This window comes from Nonomuraea sp. 3N208 (assembly GCF_052245935.1).
GTDB lineage: Bacteria > Actinomycetota > Actinomycetes > Streptosporangiales > Streptosporangiaceae > Nonomuraea.
Map to the genome: position 1 here is coordinate 482,256 of NZ_JBQQBR010000001.1, position 17,807 is coordinate 500,062.

The 17,807-nt window shown below is 70.2% G+C and carries 16 protein-coding genes and 1 rRNA gene; 13 read left to right on the plus strand and 4 right to left on the minus strand.

Features of this window, described 5'->3' with window-relative positions; translation table 11 throughout:
• The first annotated feature begins 21 nt into the window (after positions 1 to 21).
• Positions 22 to 1,818 (plus strand): chitinase, encoded by a 1,797-nt coding sequence (locus ACTWPT_RS02280; protein WP_443175514.1) that lies wholly within the window; start codon positions 22 to 24, stop codon positions 1,816 to 1,818.
• On the opposite strand, the gene ACTWPT_RS02285 is transcribed toward ACTWPT_RS02280, so the two are convergent.
• Complete coding sequence (locus tag ACTWPT_RS02285) at positions 1,811 to 3,382, minus strand: molybdopterin-dependent oxidoreductase (RefSeq protein ID WP_443175515.1); 1,572 nt, start codon at positions 3,380 to 3,382, stop codon at positions 1,811 to 1,813. The two genes, ACTWPT_RS02280 and ACTWPT_RS02285, sit on opposite strands and share 8 nt — an antisense overlap.
• A 117-nt stretch (positions 3,383 to 3,499) precedes the next feature.
• Here ACTWPT_RS02285 and ACTWPT_RS02290 point away from each other — a divergent pair, with 117 nt between their 5' ends.
• Entirely contained in the window at positions 3,500 to 4,891 is a 1,392-nt protein-coding gene (locus tag ACTWPT_RS02290) for a hypothetical protein (protein ID WP_443175516.1), read from the plus strand.
• Here the strand turns inward: ACTWPT_RS02290 and erm are convergent.
• A complete protein-coding gene (erm, locus tag ACTWPT_RS02295) occupies positions 4,880 to 5,707 on the minus strand; it encodes a 23S ribosomal RNA methyltransferase Erm (RefSeq protein ID WP_443175517.1) in 828 nt (275 codons plus the stop codon). The genes ACTWPT_RS02290 and erm overlap by 12 nt on opposite strands.
• A gap of 244 nt (positions 5,708 to 5,951) precedes the next feature.
• Here erm and ACTWPT_RS02300 point away from each other — a divergent pair, with 244 nt between their 5' ends.
• Genes ACTWPT_RS02300 through ACTWPT_RS02335 form a run of 8 tightly spaced genes read left to right on the plus strand, consistent with a single transcriptional unit; the run spans position 5,952 to position 14,425 of the window.
• A complete protein-coding gene (locus tag ACTWPT_RS02300) occupies positions 5,952 to 7,013 on the plus strand; it encodes an AAA family ATPase (protein ID WP_443175518.1) in 1,062 nt (353 codons plus the stop codon).
• Entirely contained in the window at positions 7,010 to 8,785 is a 1,776-nt protein-coding gene (locus ACTWPT_RS02305; protein ID WP_443175519.1) for a vWA domain-containing protein, read from the plus strand. The genes ACTWPT_RS02300 and ACTWPT_RS02305 overlap by 4 nt, the downstream gene beginning before the upstream one ends.
• 44 nt (positions 8,786 to 8,829) lie before the next feature.
• Entirely contained in the window at positions 8,830 to 9,507 is a 678-nt protein-coding gene (locus ACTWPT_RS02310; protein WP_443175520.1) for a response regulator transcription factor, read from the plus strand.
• Positions 9,504 to 10,910, plus strand: a complete 1,407-nt coding sequence (locus ACTWPT_RS02315) for an ATP-binding protein (protein WP_443175521.1) — start codon at positions 9,504 to 9,506, stop codon at positions 10,908 to 10,910. The genes ACTWPT_RS02310 and ACTWPT_RS02315 overlap by 4 nt, the downstream gene beginning before the upstream one ends.
• A gap of 23 nt (positions 10,911 to 10,933) precedes the next feature.
• Entirely contained in the window at positions 10,934 to 11,455 is a 522-nt protein-coding gene (locus ACTWPT_RS02320) for a hypothetical protein (protein ID WP_443175522.1), read from the plus strand.
• Positions 11,452 to 12,546, plus strand: a complete 1,095-nt coding sequence (locus tag ACTWPT_RS02325) for a peptidoglycan-binding protein (RefSeq protein ID WP_443175523.1) — start codon at positions 11,452 to 11,454, stop codon at positions 12,544 to 12,546. Before ACTWPT_RS02320 ends, ACTWPT_RS02325 begins: the two co-directional genes overlap by 4 nt.
• Positions 12,546 to 13,232 carry an ABC transporter ATP-binding protein gene (locus tag ACTWPT_RS02330; protein ID WP_443175539.1) on the plus strand — a complete coding sequence of 229 codons (687 nt, stop codon included), beginning with the start codon at positions 12,546 to 12,548 and terminating at the stop codon, positions 13,230 to 13,232. The genes ACTWPT_RS02325 and ACTWPT_RS02330 overlap by 1 nt, the downstream gene beginning before the upstream one ends.
• On the plus strand, positions 13,229 to 14,425 hold the full coding sequence (locus tag ACTWPT_RS02335) for an ABC transporter permease (protein WP_443175524.1): 1,197 nt from the start codon (positions 13,229 to 13,231) through the stop codon (positions 14,423 to 14,425). The genes ACTWPT_RS02330 and ACTWPT_RS02335 overlap by 4 nt, the downstream gene beginning before the upstream one ends.
• Here ACTWPT_RS02335 and ACTWPT_RS02340 read toward each other — a convergent pair.
• On the minus strand, positions 14,368 to 14,562 hold the full coding sequence (locus ACTWPT_RS02340; protein ID WP_443175525.1) for a hypothetical protein: 195 nt from the start codon (positions 14,560 to 14,562) through the stop codon (positions 14,368 to 14,370). The genes ACTWPT_RS02335 and ACTWPT_RS02340 overlap by 58 nt on opposite strands.
• An 80-nt stretch (positions 14,563 to 14,642) precedes the next feature.
• Here ACTWPT_RS02340 and ACTWPT_RS02345 point away from each other — a divergent pair, with 80 nt between their 5' ends.
• Positions 14,643 to 15,494 carry a hypothetical protein gene (locus ACTWPT_RS02345; protein ID WP_443175526.1) on the plus strand — a complete coding sequence of 284 codons (852 nt, stop codon included), beginning with the start codon at positions 14,643 to 14,645 and terminating at the stop codon, positions 15,492 to 15,494.
• Positions 15,495 to 15,527: 33 nt separating this feature from the next.
• Positions 15,528 to 16,229, plus strand: a complete 702-nt coding sequence (locus tag ACTWPT_RS02350) for a DUF6597 domain-containing transcriptional factor (RefSeq protein ID WP_443175527.1) — start codon at positions 15,528 to 15,530, stop codon at positions 16,227 to 16,229.
• Here the strand turns inward: ACTWPT_RS02350 and ACTWPT_RS02355 are convergent.
• The gene (locus ACTWPT_RS02355; protein ID WP_443175528.1) at positions 16,206 to 17,207 is read right to left on the minus strand and encodes an AI-2E family transporter; all 1,002 of its coding nucleotides are present in this window, start codon (positions 17,205 to 17,207) and stop codon (positions 16,206 to 16,208) included. The two genes, ACTWPT_RS02350 and ACTWPT_RS02355, sit on opposite strands and share 24 nt — an antisense overlap.
• A gap of 476 nt (positions 17,208 to 17,683) precedes the next feature.
• Here ACTWPT_RS02355 and ACTWPT_RS02360 point away from each other — a divergent pair.
• Positions 17,684 to 17,807: ribosomal RNA gene (locus tag ACTWPT_RS02360) — 16S ribosomal RNA — on the plus strand; the annotation flags it as partial.

Genomic DNA, 17,807 nt, shown 5'->3' on the forward strand with positions numbered 1-17,807 from the left:
CCCTTGTGAGGAGCACCCCCCATGAAACTCCGAGCAGCAGCGGCCGTGCTGGCCTTGATCTTCACCGCCCTCCACGCCTCCCCGGCCTACGCGGCCAATATCCTGACAAATCCGGGTTTCGAGTCCGGTCTGTCCGGCTGGACCTGCTCGGCGTCCTCGGGCGCGCAGGCCGTGTCGTCGCCGGTGCACGGCGGCGCGCAGGCGCTGCGCGCGACCCCGCAGGGCAGCGACTACGCCCGCTGCCAGCAGAACGTCACCGTCCAGCCGAACACCACCTACCAGCTCTCCGCCTGGGCGCAGGGCACATACGTCTTCCTCGGCGCCACGGGCACGGGCATCGACGCCAGCACATGGGGCGCGCCGGGCGCCGCGTGGACCCAGCTGAAGACCTCCTTCACCACCGGCTCCGCGACGTCCGTGACGATCTACGTCAACGGCTGGTATGGCCAGGGTGCCTACCTGGCCGACGACGTCGTTCTCGACGGCCCTGGCGGCACGCCGGACACCCAGGCCCCGGCCGTTCCCGGCAATCTGTCGGCCGGCGGCGCCACCTCGTCGAGCCTGAACGTGAGCTGGTCGGCCTCGACGGACAACGTCGGAGTCGCCCGGTACGAGGTCTCCAGGGACAACGGCACGCCTACGACCACCACCTCCACCAGCTACACCGCCACCGGCCTGGCCGCGAACACCACCTACGGATTCCGGGTGCGGGCATGCGACGCGGCGGGCAACTGCTCGGCCTACTCCGCCTCGGTCAGCGGCACCACGATCAGCGGCGGCGGGGGCGGCGGTGGGCTGCCGAAGCGAGTGCTGGTGGGGTATCTGCACGCGTCATTCGCCAACGGATCCGGATATATCCGGATGAGTGATGTGCCCAACGAGTGGGACGTCATCAACCTCGCCTTCGGCGAGCCGACGTCGGTCACGTCCGGCGACATCCGCTTCCGCCAGTGCCCCGCCGCCGAGTGCCCGAACGTCGAGCCCGAGGCGGACTTCATCGCCGCCATCAGAGCCAAGCAGGCGCAGGGCAAGAAGGTGCTGATCTCGATCGGCGGACAGAACGGCCAGGTCCAGCTCACAACCACGGCCGCGCGCGACAAGTTCGTCGCGTCGGTCTCCGCGATCATCGACAGGTACGGCCTCGACGGTCTCGACATCGACTTCGAGGGCCACTCGCTCTACCTGAACCCCGGTGACACGAACCTGGCGAGCCCCACCACCCCGGTCATCGTGAACCTGATCTCGGCGCTGAAGAGCCTGAAGGGCCGCTACGGGTCGACGTTCGTGCTCACCATGGCGCCGGAGACGTTCTTCGTCCAGCTCGGCTACCAGTTCTACGGCCCCGGGCCGAACGGCACGGCAGACAACAGGAGCGCGTCGTACCTGCCGGTCATCCACGCCATGCGGAGCGATCTGACCCTGCTCCACGTGCAGGACTACAACTCCGGCGCGATCATGGGGCTGGACAACCAATATCACTTCATAGGAGGACACGACTTCCACGTCGCCATGACCGACATGCTGCTCGCCGGCTTCCCGATCATGGGCAACCCGGCCAACGTGTTCCCGCCGCTGCGCCAGGACCAGGTGGCCATCGGGCTGCCCGCCTCCGTCAACGCGGGCAACGGGTTCACGACCGTGTCCGAGGTGCAGAAGGCGTTCGACTGCCTGGCCAAGGGCAGCAACTGCGGCACGTACCGGCCGCGCGGCGTCTATCCCGGCCTGCGCGGACTGATGACCTGGTCGATCAACTGGGACAAGCACAACGGATCCGAGTTCTCCCGGAGCCATCGTGCCTATCTCAACGCCCTCACATGACGAGCTGGGTCGGCTTGAGGGGGACACCGAGGCCCGGCGGGCGGTACGTCGGCAGGGCCTCGCCGTACTCGTGCATCCAGGCGTGGTCCACCAGCAGCCGCATCCGCCCGTCCGCCCGGTCGCCGTCCGGCTCGGCCACCGCCGGGCGGCCGGCCAGCCTGGCCACTGCGCCGGCCACCAGTTCGGCGTCCGGCGGTGACAGGTCGCAGTGGTCGTCGGGTCCGATGAGCAGGTCCACGTCGGGCGGCAGCGGGTAGATCGGCCGCGGCAGGGCGAGCACGCGCGGCGGCGGCGCCATCGGCCAGCCGTCGCGCACCGCCTCCAGCAGCACCGATCGCGACGTGCGGTGCGCGAACAGCCCTTCGGCCAGCGCCCAGCTGAGCGCGCCCACGTCCGAGCGGTCCTCGCCGCAGGCGTGCAGGCACAGGTAGGGCACCAGCGGGATCCCCGCAGCGCCCACCTGTGCCCACCCGCTGCCGCACCCGGTGAGCACCAGCAGCGCCAGCATCGCCCGGTAGGCGGTGTCGGCGTGCGCGGTCTCCAGCCGGCCCGGCACGATCACGCACCGCCCGCCGGTCTTCTCCGCCGTGACGCCCAGCTCTCGCGCGATCTTCAGGGTGCGCGAGGCGGGCACGCCGGTGCAGGCCTCCTGCCAAGCCGGTGTGTACGGCTCGGCGCGGTCGTCGTACCCGGCCGGCCACGCGCCGGGCAGGCCGGGCCGTGCCACCCCGTACACGGCCAGCAGCAGGTCGAACACGGTCGTCACCAGGTCGTCGCCGTCCCGCAACACCGGCACGCCGCGCCGCAGCACTCCAGGACCGTCGTCGAAACGCGGCAGCAGCACCGCGACCGCCTCGCCGCCGTACACGCTGAGCCGGTCGCAGACCCGCCCGAGCACCCCGCCGGGCACGTACGCGTCGTGCCTGGGCTGCAGCCGCACCAGGAACGGCAGGTCCGTGCGCTCCATGGCATGCCGGGCGAACGGCGTGCGGTCCAGGAAGAACTCCTTGAGCAGCACGTGCCCCATGGCCATGGCCAGCGCCCCGTCCGTGCCCGGGCGCACGACCAGCGTCTCGTCCGACAACCGGGTCGGATGCGGGCCGATCGCGACCACCTTCTGCCCCTTGTAACGCCCGGCGATCACCCAAGGTGTGTCCGCCGTGCGGACGAGCCGGTTGTGCTCGCCCCAGAGCAGCACGTACGCTGCCCGCGCCCAGTCCTCGGCCCGCGGACCGGCGAACCGCGGCCCCAGCACCTGCTCGGGCGCGCACGGATGCTCGGTCAGCACCGCGCCGCCGAGCCCGCCGACGAGCCGCGCCAGCGGCGACGTGGCCAGCGCCGCCACTCGATCCGCGCCGTGCCGCGCGCCCGTGTGCACGATCGCGGCCGCCGCGAGCTCGGCCGCGGTGCCGTCGTCGAGCGGCACCCGCCGCTCGCCTCTAGCCCGGACGTATTGCTGAGAATTGCCTGTGAGTTTCGCCCAGGCCGCGACCGGGTCGCGCAGCCCGTCTCTCACCTCGAAGTAGAGCCTGACCAGTGCCTGGTTGACCTGCGATCCTCCCATGCAAAAAGTTGAACACAGACCGTGAGCCCGTATCGCGATACGTGTCGGCATGTCGGGGATAAGAATCGGAACCCCAGGTAGCGGCACTCGGATGGATGCGGCAGGCTAGATCTCGCCATGGATTACGCAGTCCTCACGGGGATAGTCCTCGTCGCCGGTGTCCTACTCGCTCTCATCGCCCAATGGCGCGATTGGCGGCCTCCGCTGATCGTCGCCATCGCCGTCGGCGTGGTCGTGCGGGTGCTCATCATGTACACCTCGGCGATCGATACATGGCAGCCGGTCGACTTCATGGAGAGCTTCAAGCCCGCGGGCGAGGCCGTGCTGCGAGGTCAGGACCCGGTGCTGGCCAGCGAGGGCGGCTGGCACTTCCTGCCGACCATCCCCTACGTGTACGGCATCCTGCTGTGGCTGGGCATCCCGTGGGAGTACGCCGGGCGCCTGGTCACCGTGGTCGCCGACATCGTGCTCATCCCGCTGGTGGCCAAGCTGGCCGGCGGCCCCAGGGCCTCGCTGCGCGCCCTGCAGTACGCGCTCAACCCGCTCGCCCTGCTCATCGCCTCCGTCCATGGCCAGGTCGAGCCGGTCGCGCTCGTGTTCGGCGTGGCCGCGTTCGTCGTGGCCCGCGGCCCCGGCGACCCGGAGCGCTCCGGCATGACCACGGACGTGGTCGCCAAGCTGCGCCGCGGCATGGCGGCGTACGGCCTGCGTGCCTCGATTCCGCGCGTGATCGGCCGCGGCGGCATGCTGCACCGCGCCCTCCTGCCCGGCGCCGACGACCTGGCCCACCTCAAGCGCGGCGCGCTGGCCGGGCTGCTCATGGGCCTGGCGCTGTGCGCGAAGAGCTGGCCCATCTGGTTGATCCCCGGCATGCTGCTGCTCCTGCCCAACCTGCGTTCCCGGGTCGCCGCCCTGTTCACGACCGGGCTGGTGCCGATCTTCTTCCTGGTCACGCTGCCGATCTTCGCGGGCACGTCGCTGGACCAGATCCCGGCGGTCATCCACACCATCCAGGACATCCGGCCGATCATCGGCGAATGGGGCTGGACGCCGTGGTTCACCGGCGGCGACTGGGCGCTGATTCCGGCTCTGGCCTCCTTCGGCACGAACCTCATCTACGTGTGCGTCATCGCGGTGCTCCTCGTCTGGCGGCGGGCGGACCCGATCGACCTGACCACGGCCATCCTGCTGATCTTCATGGTGGTGACGCCCCGGCTCGGCGCCCAATACCTGCTGTGGTTCATGCCGTTCCTGATCGCCCGGCCCACCAGGTTCGCCTGGCCGGCCATCCTCGGCGTCTCGCTCTGGGCCGGCTACGGCTACCTCTACATGACCCAGTTCGACGTCACCACGTGGTGGTACATGCACCAGGACTGGTCGCGGGCGTCGATCGTGCTGCTGCCGATCCTGTTGCTGGCCATGCCTTGGGGCCGGCGCGTCGCACCGGCCCCGGGACTGGCGCCCTCCGTGGAGACCACGGAGAAGACCACGGTCACCTCAGCGGCATAGCCGCTCCCACAACGTGATCCACTGATCGGGGTGCACGTGGCCCACGACGGCGTCGCGGGCCACCCCCGCGGCCGCCAGCGCCGCGTCCACTCCCTGATAGCGGGTCTTCAGCGAGGCCCGAACCGACCCGCCGACGCCGCCGAACCCCAGCTCCACCAGCTCCTGGTAGGAGCGGCGGCCGCGGACAACGAGCGGCTCCGGCCGCCGCTGGACGAGCAGGATCGCCGAGTCGACCGACGGCACGGGGCGGAAGCTCTCCCTGCCGATCGTGTCGCCGAGCCGCCAGCTGAACCACGGCCACGACTCCACCGTGACCAAGCTCCAGCGGCCGTAGTCGCCGGTGCGTTTGCGGGCGTACTCCCGCTGCGTGAGCAACGTCGCCGAGGTCATGGCCGGCGCCCGCAGGCACCAGTCCACGATCTTCGACGTCACCGAGTACGGGATGTTCCCCACGACCGCGAACGGCTCGCGCGGCGCCCGCGAGGCCGTGAAGTCGCCCCTGACCACGTCGATCCTGGGATCGCTGCGGGTGCGGGCGGCCAGCTTCCCGGCCAGCAGGGGATCGATCTCGTAGCCGATGACCCTGGCGCCCGCCTCGGCCAGCGCCAGGGTGAGCGCCCCTGGCCCCGTGCCCGGCTCCAGCACGAGCCCTTCGGGTGCGGCGGCCTTCACCATCAGGTCGATGGCATGCCTGTCGACCAGGAAATTCTGCGAGAGCGTGCGCCGCGCCCGGTCTCTGGGCGTGCGGCCGCCACCGCTGTTCCTGGCGTTCTTCTGGGTGTGTGAATAGTTTCCGTGCGCGAAATTCTGCGCCACAGCACTGCCCTTTCGGGTCCTCGAGAGTCAACGGGTCTCGAAGGGCCCTGGGCGCGCGTGCGGACGCTCAGCCTCAGATGATCGCGTCCGCTAGCGGGCCAGAGCCCGGCCGCGGCGGATGCGAATGAACATCGGGCAGGCGAACATGCATGTCATGCCCGCCACAGTAGGCAGCGGTCCGTCACCCGGGCAACGCAATTAAATGTGATGCGCGAGCGGCGCCTGGTTCGTCACCCTGGACAGCGTGCAGGCAACGGTCACGGTCACCCCGGCACAGCTCCCGGAGCTGCTGCTGCACGTCGCCGTGGTCCGGCCCGTGTTCCTGTGGGGCGCGCCCGGCATCGGCAAGAGCTCGCTGGTCCGCGAGTTCGCCGACTCCCTCGGCCTGGAGTGCGTGACGCTGCTCGGCACCCAGCTCGCCCCCGAAGACCTGATCGGCGTGCCCGAGCTGGTCGACGGGCGCAGCCGGTTCGCGCCGCCGGAGTCGATCGCCCGCGCGGAGCCCTATTGCCTGTTCCTCGACGAGCTCAACGCCTCGGCGCCGGAGGTGCAGAAGGCGTTCTACTCGCTGATCCTCGACCGCAGGATCGGCACGTACGAGCTGCCGGCCGGCTCGGTTGTGATCGGCGCGGGCAACCGGGCGACCGACAACGCCCTCGCCCGCCCGATGGCCTCCGCGTTGATCAACCGGCTGGTCCACGTCCACCTGCGGGCCTCGGCCGACGACTGGCTGAAGTGGGCGGCCGCCAACGGCATCCACCCATGGATCGTCGACTACCTCGTGCAGCGGCCCGACCACTTGTGGAGCCCGCCGCCGAAGACCGAGGAGCCGTTCTCCTCGCCGCGGGCCTGGCACATGCTCTCCGACGTGCTCCTGTCCTACGGCGACGACGTGCCCGACGAGACGATCGCCATGCTCGCGTTCGGCACGCTGACCACCACCCACGCCTCGGCGTTCCGCGCGTACGTCAAGACCGTGCGGCACGCGTACGACCTGGAGGCCGTGCTGAAGGGCGAGGCGCCCTGGCCGCGCGCGCCCGAGGAGCGCGACCTGCTCTACTTCCTGGCCGAGGCGTTCCGCGCGCGCCTGATCAAGGAGCTGCCCGCGGACCAGCGCGGCGCCTCCTCCCGGGGTCGTGACCTCGGGTTCCGCGCCAAGACGCTGCTGGTCGCGCTGGCCGAGATCTCCCTCGAGTGCGCGCAGCTCGTCATCGCCAACAACGCCGACGGCGCCCCGGCACTGCCCACCTGGTTCCTGGTCGAGGTCGGTAGGGACGTGCCGCGGCTGATGGCCGCCCGGTCATGAGCCGCCGCAAGGCCAAGGTGGACCCGTGGCGGGCCGAGCTCATGAAGGGCTGGCGCGCCACCACGAAACAGCCGCTGTTCCGCGTCTTCTACCCTCACCTGGAGGAGGCCGACGACGGCGAGCTGACGAACGACACCTGGGCGGTCGTCACCGACGACGGCGACGTGCGCTTCCACCCCAAGCGCCGCGCCCCGGCCGAGGAGTGGACCTGGGTGTTCGCCCACCTCCTGCTGCATCTCGGCTTCGGCCACGCCGACCCGCGCACCTGCGCGCCCAAGGACATCGACGGTGACCGCCCGCACCCCGCCTACCACGCCGCCTGCTGCCTGGCCGTGGAGCGGTTCCTGCGCACGCTGAAGATCGGGAGCTGTCCCTGGCTGCTGCCCGCCGAGCTGCCGGAGAACGACGAGGTGACGCTGTCCGAGCGGTGGCGCAGGCTCGGGATCCCGGCCCCGGTCAAGCCACTGGGCGAGCCCGACTTCCGCATCGGCTCGGCGAAGCTGGCCGAGGACATGGACTTCCAGCGGTCGTTCGCGATCGGCGTCGCCGAGGCAGCCACGAGCGCGCTCGATCAGGCCGGCGAGCCGCGCACCCCGGTCGAAGGGCACGTCAAGGGCCCGTGGGACCTGGCGCTGCGCTGGTTCACGTCCTCATACCCGCTGCTCGGGGCCCTGGCCGCCGGCATGAAGATCGTCTCCGACGCGGAGCTGGCCAGGGGTTGGTCCATCTCGATCGCCGCGGTCAGCGCCGAGGCGGGGGAGATCTACATCAACCCGCTCGCCCAGCACTCCGAGGACGAATGGCGGTTCGTGCTGGCCCACGAGATGCTGCACGCCGCGCTGCGCCACGGGGAGCGGTGCGGCATGCGCGACCCGTACCTGTGGAACGTCGCCTGCGACTACGTGATCAACGGCTGGCTGGTCGAGATGGGCGTCGGTCACATGCCGGAGGGTCTGCTGTTCGACCAGTCGCTGAGCGGCATGTCCGCCGAGGCGGTCTACGACCACATCGCCACCGACCTGCGCCGCCTGCGCAAGCTCGCCACGCTGCGCGGGCGCGGGCTCGGCGACGTGCTCGACCGCCCGCCCCGCCGCGTCGGCGGGTACGTCGACCTCGACGATTACTACCGCAACGCGCTCTGCACCGGCCTGGCCTACCACCAGAGCAGCGGGCGGGGCCTCCTGCCTGCCGGGCTCGAGGAGGAGATCCGCGCGCTGGACCAGCCGCCGCTGCCCTGGGACGCCCAGCTGGCCCGCTGGTTCGACGAGCACTTCCAGCCCGAGGAAAAGCGCCGCTCCTACGCCCGCGCGTCGCGCCGGCAGGCGTCGAGTCCCGGCATACCGCGCCCCGGCTGGGTACGCCCGGAGGAGGTCGTGCGCAAGGCCACGTTCGGGGTCGTCCTGGACACCTCGGGCTCCATGGACGTGAAGCTGCTCGGCAAGGCGCTCGGCGCGATCGCCTCCTACGCCGCGGCCCGCGACGTGCCCCGCGCCCGCGTGGTCTTCTGCGACGCCGCCGCTTACGACGCGGGCTATCTGCCGGTCGAGGAGATCGCGGGCAAGGTCAGGGTGCGCGGCCGCGGCGGCACGGTCCTGCAGCCGGGCGTCAGGCTGCTCGAGCAGGCCGACGACTTCCCACCGGACGGGCCCATCTTGGTGATCACCGACGGTGGGTGCGACGTGCTGCGCATCCGAAGGGAGCACGCGTTCCTCGTGCCGCAGGGCGCATCGCTGCCGTTCAGACCGCGTGGTCCCGTGTTCTTCGTGAAGTGACGCCTTTGAGCCGGCATTGAGGTGGCTCGGGTATTCCTTTAACCATGGATCGACCCGCCAGGGTGCTCGTCGTGGACGACGAGCCCAACATCCGCGCCCTGCTCTCGCAGACCCTGCGACTGGTCTCCTTCGAGGTGCGGACCGCGGAGACGGGCGCGGAGGCGGTGACGGCCGCCAGGGAGTTCAAGCCCGACATCGTGGTGCTCGACGTGATGCTGGCCGACTTCGACGGGTTCGAGGTGGCCAGACGGCTCGGCGAGCGGATCCCCGTGTTGTTCCTGACCGCCCGCGACCAGGTCGAGGACCGCGTGCAGGGGCTCACGCTGGGCGCCGACGACTACGTGGCCAAGCCGTTCAGTCTGGAGGAGGTGGTGCTGCGCATCCGCGCCATCCTGCGCCGCAGCCGCGCCGTCCCGCGCGACGACGTCCTGCGCTACGCCGACCTGGAGCTGGACCCGCAGGCCCACGAGGTACGCCGGGCCGGGGTGCCGGTCGAGCTGTCGCCCACCGAGTTCAACCTGCTCGAATACCTGCTGACCAACGCCGGCCGGGTGGTGAGCAAGGCGCAGATCCTCGACAGCGTCTGGCGCTACGACTTCGACGGCGACTCCAGCATCGTCGAGTCGTACGTCTACTACCTGCGCAAGAAGATCGACAAGTGGGAGCCGCAGCTCATCCACACCGTACGCGGGGTCGGCTATACGCTGAGGACCCCACGATGAGACCCGCCACCTGGACCTTGCGCACCCGGCTGGTCATGGCCATCCTCGGCCTCACCACGGTCGCGCTCGTGCTCTCCAACGTCGTCGGCGTCATGCTGCTGCGCGACAATCTGATGAGCCGCGTGGACGCCCAGCTCACGCAGTTCACCAATGGCATCACCGCCAGGACCATCCACGCGTTCACGCAGCGGGCCATGGGGACCGACCTCTTCAGCATGCTCGGAAAGCGGGCCACCGCCCACCAGCACATCATGCTCTACAAGCCCGACGGCTCCCTGCAGTTCACGACCGCCGACCCCGGCCAGGACGCCCCCCTCATCGGCGACCTCAGAACCGGTGTGACGTACACCGTTCCCGGTACCTCAGACGCTTCCTGGCGAGTGCGCGCCGCCGAGTGGCCCGACGGCAGCATCTTGGCGGTCAGCCAGTCGCTGGCCGAGCTCGAGCAGACCCAGACCGCGGCCATCGCCATCGCCGTCGCGGTCAGTGCGCTGGTGCTGCTCCTGCTCGGACTGGCCGCCGCCGCCGTCGTACGCCTCGGCCTGCGCCCGCTCACCAGGATGGAGGCCACCGCCGGGCATATTGCCCGCGGCGACTTCTCCCGCCGCGTCCACGCCCACGACCCGCACACTGAGCCCGGCCGGTTGGCTGGAGCCATGAACGTCATGCTCGACCGCCTGGAGTCCGAGATCGCCGCCAGGACCGACTCCGAGGCCCGCATGCGGCGCTTCCTCGCCGACGCCTCCCATGAGCTGCGCACCCCGCTCACGTCCGTACGCGGCTTCGCCGAGCTCCACCGCAGGGGCGGCGGCGACGCCGATGAGGCGATGCGCAGGATCGAGGACGAGGCCGCAAGGATGGGCGTGCTGGTCAACGACCTCCTCACCCTGGCACAGCTCGACGAGGAGCGCCCGCCCGACCGCCACCCCGTCGACCTGCTCGAAGTGGCCGCCGACACGATCAGGGACGCCCGCGTCCGCGTACCGGACCGGCAGGTCAGGCTGGCCGGGCTGGACGGCCCGCTCGCGCCCGTGTCGATCGTGGGCGACGAGGCCCATCTGCGCCAGGTGGCCGCCAACCTCGTCGGCAACGCGCTGTGTCACACGCCGCCCGACGCCGCGATCACCGTCAAGGTCGGCAGGTCGGACGGCATGGCCGTGCTGGAGGTCGCCGACACCGGGCCCGGCGTCCCGCCTGAGCACGTGCCGCACCTGTTCGACCGCCTCTACCGGGTCAGCGAGGGAAGATCCAGGGCCGACGGCGGTGCGGGGCTGGGTCTCGCCATCGTCTCGGCCATCGTGCGCGCGCACGGCGGACGCGTCGAGCTCGACACCGCTCCGGGCAAAGGAGCTGCCTTCCGTGTGCTCCTACCTGACTCCGAGGCGGCTCCCAGCTCGCATTGAAGCGCGCTCGGCACATTCGGAGCATGAGACGGACAATCGTCGCGACGGTCCTGCTCGCCGCGCTGGCCACAGGATGCGCCGGCCAGCAGGGCAGCACCGGAGTCGCCTCCGTAGCCAGCAGCTCATCCCCGCCCTCGGCGGGCGCGAGCGCCACGCCCACCGCCGACCAGGAGGAGCAGGGCAGGAAGTTCGCCCAGTGCATGCGCGAGCACGGCATCCCCATGGAGGATCCCGATCCGAACGGGGGCGGCGGCCTCGCACATCTCGCTCAGAACGCCGACAGCAGCAAGTTCCGGGAGGCTTTCGAGGCCTGCCGCGACTCCGCGCCGTCCAGGGTCCGCGCGCAGCATGACCCCCAGCAGGTCGAACAGATGCGGCAGTTCGCCCAGTGCATGCGAGACAACGGCGTCGACATGCCCGACCCCAACCCCGACGGCACCATGGGCACCGGTGAAGGACGCAACTTCAACCGCGACGATCCGCAGTTCCAGAAGGCGTTCGACGCGTGCCAGGACAAGTTCCCCAGGACAGGGGAGACCAAGTGACCCAGATCGAGGAGAAGTCCGCACGGGCCACGCGTGCCTTGCCGCCGCGCCGCCGCAGCCCAGTGCGTGCCCTGGCCTGGACGGGCGGGGCCGCGCTGCTCGCCGCCGCCGTCGCGGCCGCCGCCGTGGGCTTCGGCGGCAACGGCGCCGGCACGACCACCGCCGGCCGCACGCCCCCCGCCACCGCCACGGTGAGCCGTACGACCCTCACCGAGACCACGACCGTGGACGGCACCCTCGGCTACGGCGACGCGATCACCATCGCCGCCAAGTCCCAGGGCACGATCACCTGGCTGCCCGGCGAGGGCTCCACCATCACCCGAGGCCACGGTGTCTTCAGCGAGGACGCCGACCGCCGCCCCCTCCTGTACGGCGACATGCCCCTCTACCGCACCCTCCAGGACGGCGTCACGGGCAGTGACGTCGAGCTGCTGGAGCGCAACCTCGACAAGCTCGGCTACACCGGCTTCGACGTCGACAACGAGTTCACCTGGGCCACCAGGGAGGCCGTCGAGGACTGGCAGGAGGACCTCGGCCACGACGTCACAGGCGTGGTCCAGCCAGGCGACGTCGTCGTCGCCGACGGCCCCCTGCGCGTCGCCGAGCTGAAGAAGGCCCTCGGCGACACCGCGAGCGGCCCCGTGCTCACCGCCACCGGCACCACCCGCGAGGTGCTCGTCAACCTCGACGTGGCCGATGAGCACCTGGTCAAGAAGGGCCGGCAGGCCACCGTCGAGCTGCCCGACGGCAGCACCGTGAAGGGCAAGGTCGCGAGCGTCGGCAAGGTCGCCACCGAGACCGGCAGCGGCAACGACACCGCCACCACGGTCGAGGTCACGGTGTCGGTGAGCGGGCTGAAGAAGTCGTTCGACGCCGCCCCCGTGGACGTCACGATCGTCGCAGAGCAGCGCGAGAACGTCCTGGCCGTGCCCGTCGGAGCGCTGGTCGCGCTGGCCGAGGGCGGCTACGGCATGCAGGTCGTGGAGGGCTCGGCCACGCGCTACGTCCCGGTCGAAACCGGCATGTTCGCCGACGGCAAGGTCGAGGTCACCGGCGTGGACGAGGGCGTGACCGTGGCGGTGCCCAAGTGATCGTCGAACTGCGTGATGTCAGCAAGCTGTACGGCGGCGTCGCCGCCCTCCGCGGCGTCTCGATGGACATCGAGTACGGCGAGCTCGTCGGCATCGTGGGCCCGTCGGGCTCGGGCAAGTCCACCATGCTCAACATGATCGGCACACTGGACCGCCCGACCGGCGGCACCGTCCGCATCGCCGGGCACGACGTGAGCGCGCTCACCGACAAGCAGTTGTCCGCCCTGCGCGGCAACGTCATCGGCTTCGTCTTCCAGCAGTTCCACCTCGCCGCCGGGGTGCCCGCGCTGGACAACGTGGCCGACGGCCTGCTGTACGGGGGACCGTCGCTGCGCGAGCGGCGGCTGCGCGCCTACGAGGCACTGGAACGCGTCGGTCTCGAGCACCGGATCGACCACCGCCCGCACGAGCTGTCCGGCGGCGAGCGTCAGCGCGTGGCCATTGCCCGCGCCGTCGTGGGCAACCCGGAGCTGCTGCTGGCCGACGAGCCGACCGGCAACCTGGACTCCCGCTCCGGTGCCGGCGTGATGGAGCTGCTGCGCGAGCTGCACGCGGCCGGCACCACTGTGGTCATCATCACCCACGACCGCGGCATCGCCGCCTCCCTGCCCAGGCAGGTCGAAATGCTCGACGGTCGCGTCGTGCCGGAGGCGCGCAGTGGACTCGTTGAGGGAGCCAGGACATGACGGTGCTCACCACATCCCGCCTGCGCCCGCGCGACGTGGTCAGAGTCGGAGGAGCCGGACTGCGGGCCAGACCGCTGCGGGTGTTCCTGTCCGCGCTGGGCATCGCCATCGGCATCGCCGCCATGCTCGGCGTCGTCGGCATCTCCGCCTCCAGCCAGGAGGACCTCAACCGGCAGCTGGAAGCGCTCGGCACGAACCTGCTCACCGTGTCGCCGGGGCAGACCCTGTTCGGCGAGGCGTCCCATCTGCCCGCCGAAGCCGAGGGCATGATCGGGCAGATCGCCCCTGTCACGTCGGTCACCGCGACCGGCACGACGCCCGCCAAGGTCTACCGCAACGACCGCATCCCCGCGGCCGAGACTGGCAGCATCTCCGTCACCGCCGCCCGGCTCGACCTGCTCCAGGACACCGGCGTCACCGTGGTCAGCGGCGCCTGGCTGAACGCGGCCACCCACCGCTACCCGGCCACCGTGCTCGGCGCCAAGGCCGCCGACCGGCTCGGCGTCGTGCAGGCGGGCCCCGACCAGCGGGTGTGGCTGGGCGGCCAATGGTTCACCATCGTCGGCGTGCTCGCCCCCGCGCCGCTGGCGCCCGAGCTCGACACGGCCGCCCTCGTCGGCTGGCCGGTCGCGGAGGAACGGCTGGACTTCGACGGATACGCGACCACGATTTACGCCAGAGCGCAGGAAGACCACGTCGTCGCGGTCAGCGACGTACTCGGCGCCACCGCCAACCCCGAGAAGCCGAACGAGGTCGAGGTCTCCAGGCCCTCCGACGTGCTGGCCGCTAAGCAGGCCACCGACGCCACGCTCAACGCCCTCCTGCTCGGCCTCGGCGGCGTCGCACTGCTGGTCGGCGGCGTGGGCGTGGCCAACACGATGGTCATCTCGGTCCTGGAGCGGCGTGCCGAGATCGGCCTGCGCCGCTCCCTGGGGGCGACCAAGGGCCAGATCAGGCTCCAGTTCCTGGCCGAGTCGCTGCTGCTGTCGGCCATCGGCGGTGTCGGCGGCGTGCTGCTCGGCATCGGAGTGACCGGGGCGTACGCGGGTTTCCAGGGCTGGCCGGCGATCGTGCCCGTCTGGGCCATGGCCGGCGGAGTGCTGGCCACGCTCGTGATCGGCGGCATCGCAGGCTTCTACCCGGCCGTACGCGCCGCCAGGATGTCGCCGACCGAGGCGCTGGCCACTCCGTGACCTCCTCGGCGACCTACTCCGTCCTCGAGCAGCCGCGCGCCCGGCACCTCCCAGCCGGGCGCGGCGGGCAACATCGCCGCCGCGTCGCTCGCACCGGTGAACCGCTCGTCGTTGTCCCATCGCCGCTGCTCTTCCATGCGTCCGATTCTTACAAGTGAGCTGCCGGGCGGCGAGGGTAGCGTCGCGCGGAAGGACCACGAGGGAAAGGAAGCGACTCATGGACGTGCTGGATCGGGCAGAGAGATATCTTCAACTGCACGGAAGGCTGATCGACCGATTGCGCTTCGAGGCGCTGTTCCGGGATGGCTCGCGGGAGCGGGCCCTGGACGTGCTGCGCTGCTACCAGAACCCCGACGGCGGCTTCGGCCACGCGCTCGAACCCGACCTGCGAGGCGCGGGCAGCCAGCCCGAACCGGTCGAGGTCGCGTTCTGGATCCTGGACGAGCTCGCCGCCTTCGACTCGCCGATGGTGCCGGCCGCCTGCGACTACCTGGCCGGCGTCACGGCGGCCGACGGAGGCGTGCCGTTCGTCCTGCCGTCGGTCAGGGACACCTTGAGGGCGCCGTGGTGGCAGACCGATGACGATCCGCCTGGAAACCTCATCCCTACGGCGTCGATCGCCGGACTGCTGCACAAGCACGGCATCACACACCCCTGGCTCGCCACCGCCACGGACTTCTGCTGGTCGCGGATTGCGGCCGTCCAGGAGACCAGCCCGTACGAAGCCCGCGCGATCGTGACCTTCCTGAACCTGGTCACGGAGCGGGATCGGGCGGAGGCCGAATTCGCCCGGTTGCGCGAGGCCATCCTGGCCACGGTCGCGTTGGATCCGGACACGCCGGGGGACGTGCACTTCCCGCTGGACTTCGCGCCGGAGCCGCTGCGGCTGCCGCTGTTCACCCAGGACGTCCTGGACGCCCATCTCGACGCCTTCATGGACCCGCGATTCGAGGACGACAAGTGGGGCCTCAACTGGCTGATCTGGACACCGGTGGTCGAGCACGAATGGGGCGGATACCTCGCCGTCCAGAGGCTGAAGACGCTGCGCGCGTACGGGCGGCTGCCCTGAGGTTCTGTCGGTGGGGTGGCATACGTTGGAGTCATGTACGAGGAACGGCCTCCCGGCCCGGACCTCGCCGGGCGCGTCGCCTGCGTGTGGCACCAGGTCAGCGAGACGGACACCACCCAGCTCGTGGTGCCCGACGCCTGCGTCGACCTCATCTGGGGCCCCGAGGGCCTGTTCGTGGCCGGACCTGACACGGGCCCCATGCCCACGGCCATGGCGGCAGGCGACACCTTCATCGGCATCCGGTTCAAGCCTGGCGCGGTCGGCGACGTCTTCGGGGCCCCGGTCCACGAGCTGCGTGACCAGCGGGTCCCGTTGTCCGCTCTCCCCGGTCTGCCGATCGACGAGTCCTGCGCCCCCCGGTCCGAATGGCGTCTGGAGGCCATGGGCGCGGCCGTCGAGCGGCGCCTGTCCCGTTCGGCCGCCGACCCCGCCGCGCCCGCCATCGCCAGGGCGCTCATGGCCGGGCGCACGGTGACCGAAGTGGCCTGGGACCTCGGCTTCAGCGATCGCCACCTGCACCGCCGCGCCGTGGCCGCCTTCGGCTACGCGCCCAAGACCCTGCAACGCATCGTCCGATTCCAGCACGCGCTGCGGCTCGCCCGCGCCGGCATGCCCCTCGCCGAGGTCGCCGCCACGAGCGGCTACACCGACCAGGCTCACCTGTCCCACGACGTCAAGCGGCTGAGCGGGGTGCCCATGGGACGGCTGGTCTCACCGGTTCGGGAGTCTGCCTGACACGAGCGCCTGCGCCCATGCGGCGCTGGGGTCGCTGTCAATCAGCAATGCCCGGGCGAGCAGGCTCAACGGGATGGCCAGAATGGCGCCGAGCGGCCCCAGCACAAACGTCCACACGAGCAACGAGACGAACGTCATCGTCGTCGTGAGCCCGACCGCGTCCCCCAGGAATTTGGGCAGGATGAACGATTGGGTGACGACGTTGATGACGATATAGGCGATGACGACGAGCACCATGGTCCGCACGCCGCCGTCCAGCAGCGCGAGCATCGCGGGCGGCAGCAATGCGATGACGAACCCGATGTTCGGGATGTAGTTGGCGATCAGCGCCAGCACACCCCAGAGCAGCGGCAACGGCACGTCGAGCAGCGACAGCGCGAGCACGTCGAGAATCGCGCTCAAGAGCCCGAAGACCGTGGAGACGATGAGATAGCGCCGCGTCTTGTGCGCGAAGGTGGCGAGCGCCGTCACCAGTTGGGGTCTTTTCCCTTCCCCCGCGGTAAGGATTCTGGCCATCACCGGCGCGTCGAGGCACATCGCCAGCAACAACACCACGACGAGAAAGCTCGCCGAGAGCACGCCGATCAAACTCCCGAGCAGGCCCTGCGCCAGCTCGAACAACCGGTTCGGATCGAACGCGTCCAACGCCCGGTTGAACGCGTCGGTGCCGAGCCCGTACGTGGCGGCCAACCGCTGCGTGTCGGCGAGCAACTGCTCGAATTCGCTCGCGTACGCCGGCAGCAGCGACGTCAGCTGGGTGACCGAGATGGTCAGGATGCCCACCATGCCCAGCAGCACCAGCACGACGACGAGGAACGGCACCGCGACCTGCACCCAGATGGGCATCCCTTGCGCGGCGAGCCAGCCGCGCACCGGGGCGACGGCGATGACGAGGACCAGGGCCAGCACGAAGGGGCCGACGACCGAGGCGACCTCCCGGAGGCCGAACAGGGTGATGACCGCGCCGGCGATGCCCACCAGGATGACGAGTGCCCTGGGCAGAGTGTTCACGTGCGCTCCCTTGCGATTACTGACTGTGAATGCCCGGGAGGCGGATGGCGGAACCGCCGATTTGACGGTTCCAGGAGGCGCACATACAGTTCATCAGTCCCGAGAGGACGGCATGATCGCCGGCCTCACTCAGGGGACAACCTCCAGACTCCTCCACTCCGGTGGACGTTCGCGTCCACTCTCAAGGGCTGGTAAGTTAGAGGGGTTGTCCCGGAAACGGGGCCGAGCTTAATTCCTGCAGTTCTAGCGAGTCCGGTCAATTTGACAGGGAATCGGGTGGCTGTAAGAATTAAGACATAACGCAAGACCGAAACGAAACGCCGGAAAACGCGTCCGTTTCTTGAGAACTCAACAGTGTGTTAAAAGCCAGTGCATGTGCATCACACATGTATGACCCCGTCATTATTGACGGTTTTGCTTGGATGATTCATCCGGACAGACATTGTTTGGAGAGTTTGATCCTGGCTCAGGACGAACGCTGGCGGCGTGCTTAACACATGCAAGTCGAGCGGAAAGGCCCTTCGGGGTACTCGAGCGGCGAACGGGTGAGTAACACGTGAGCAACCT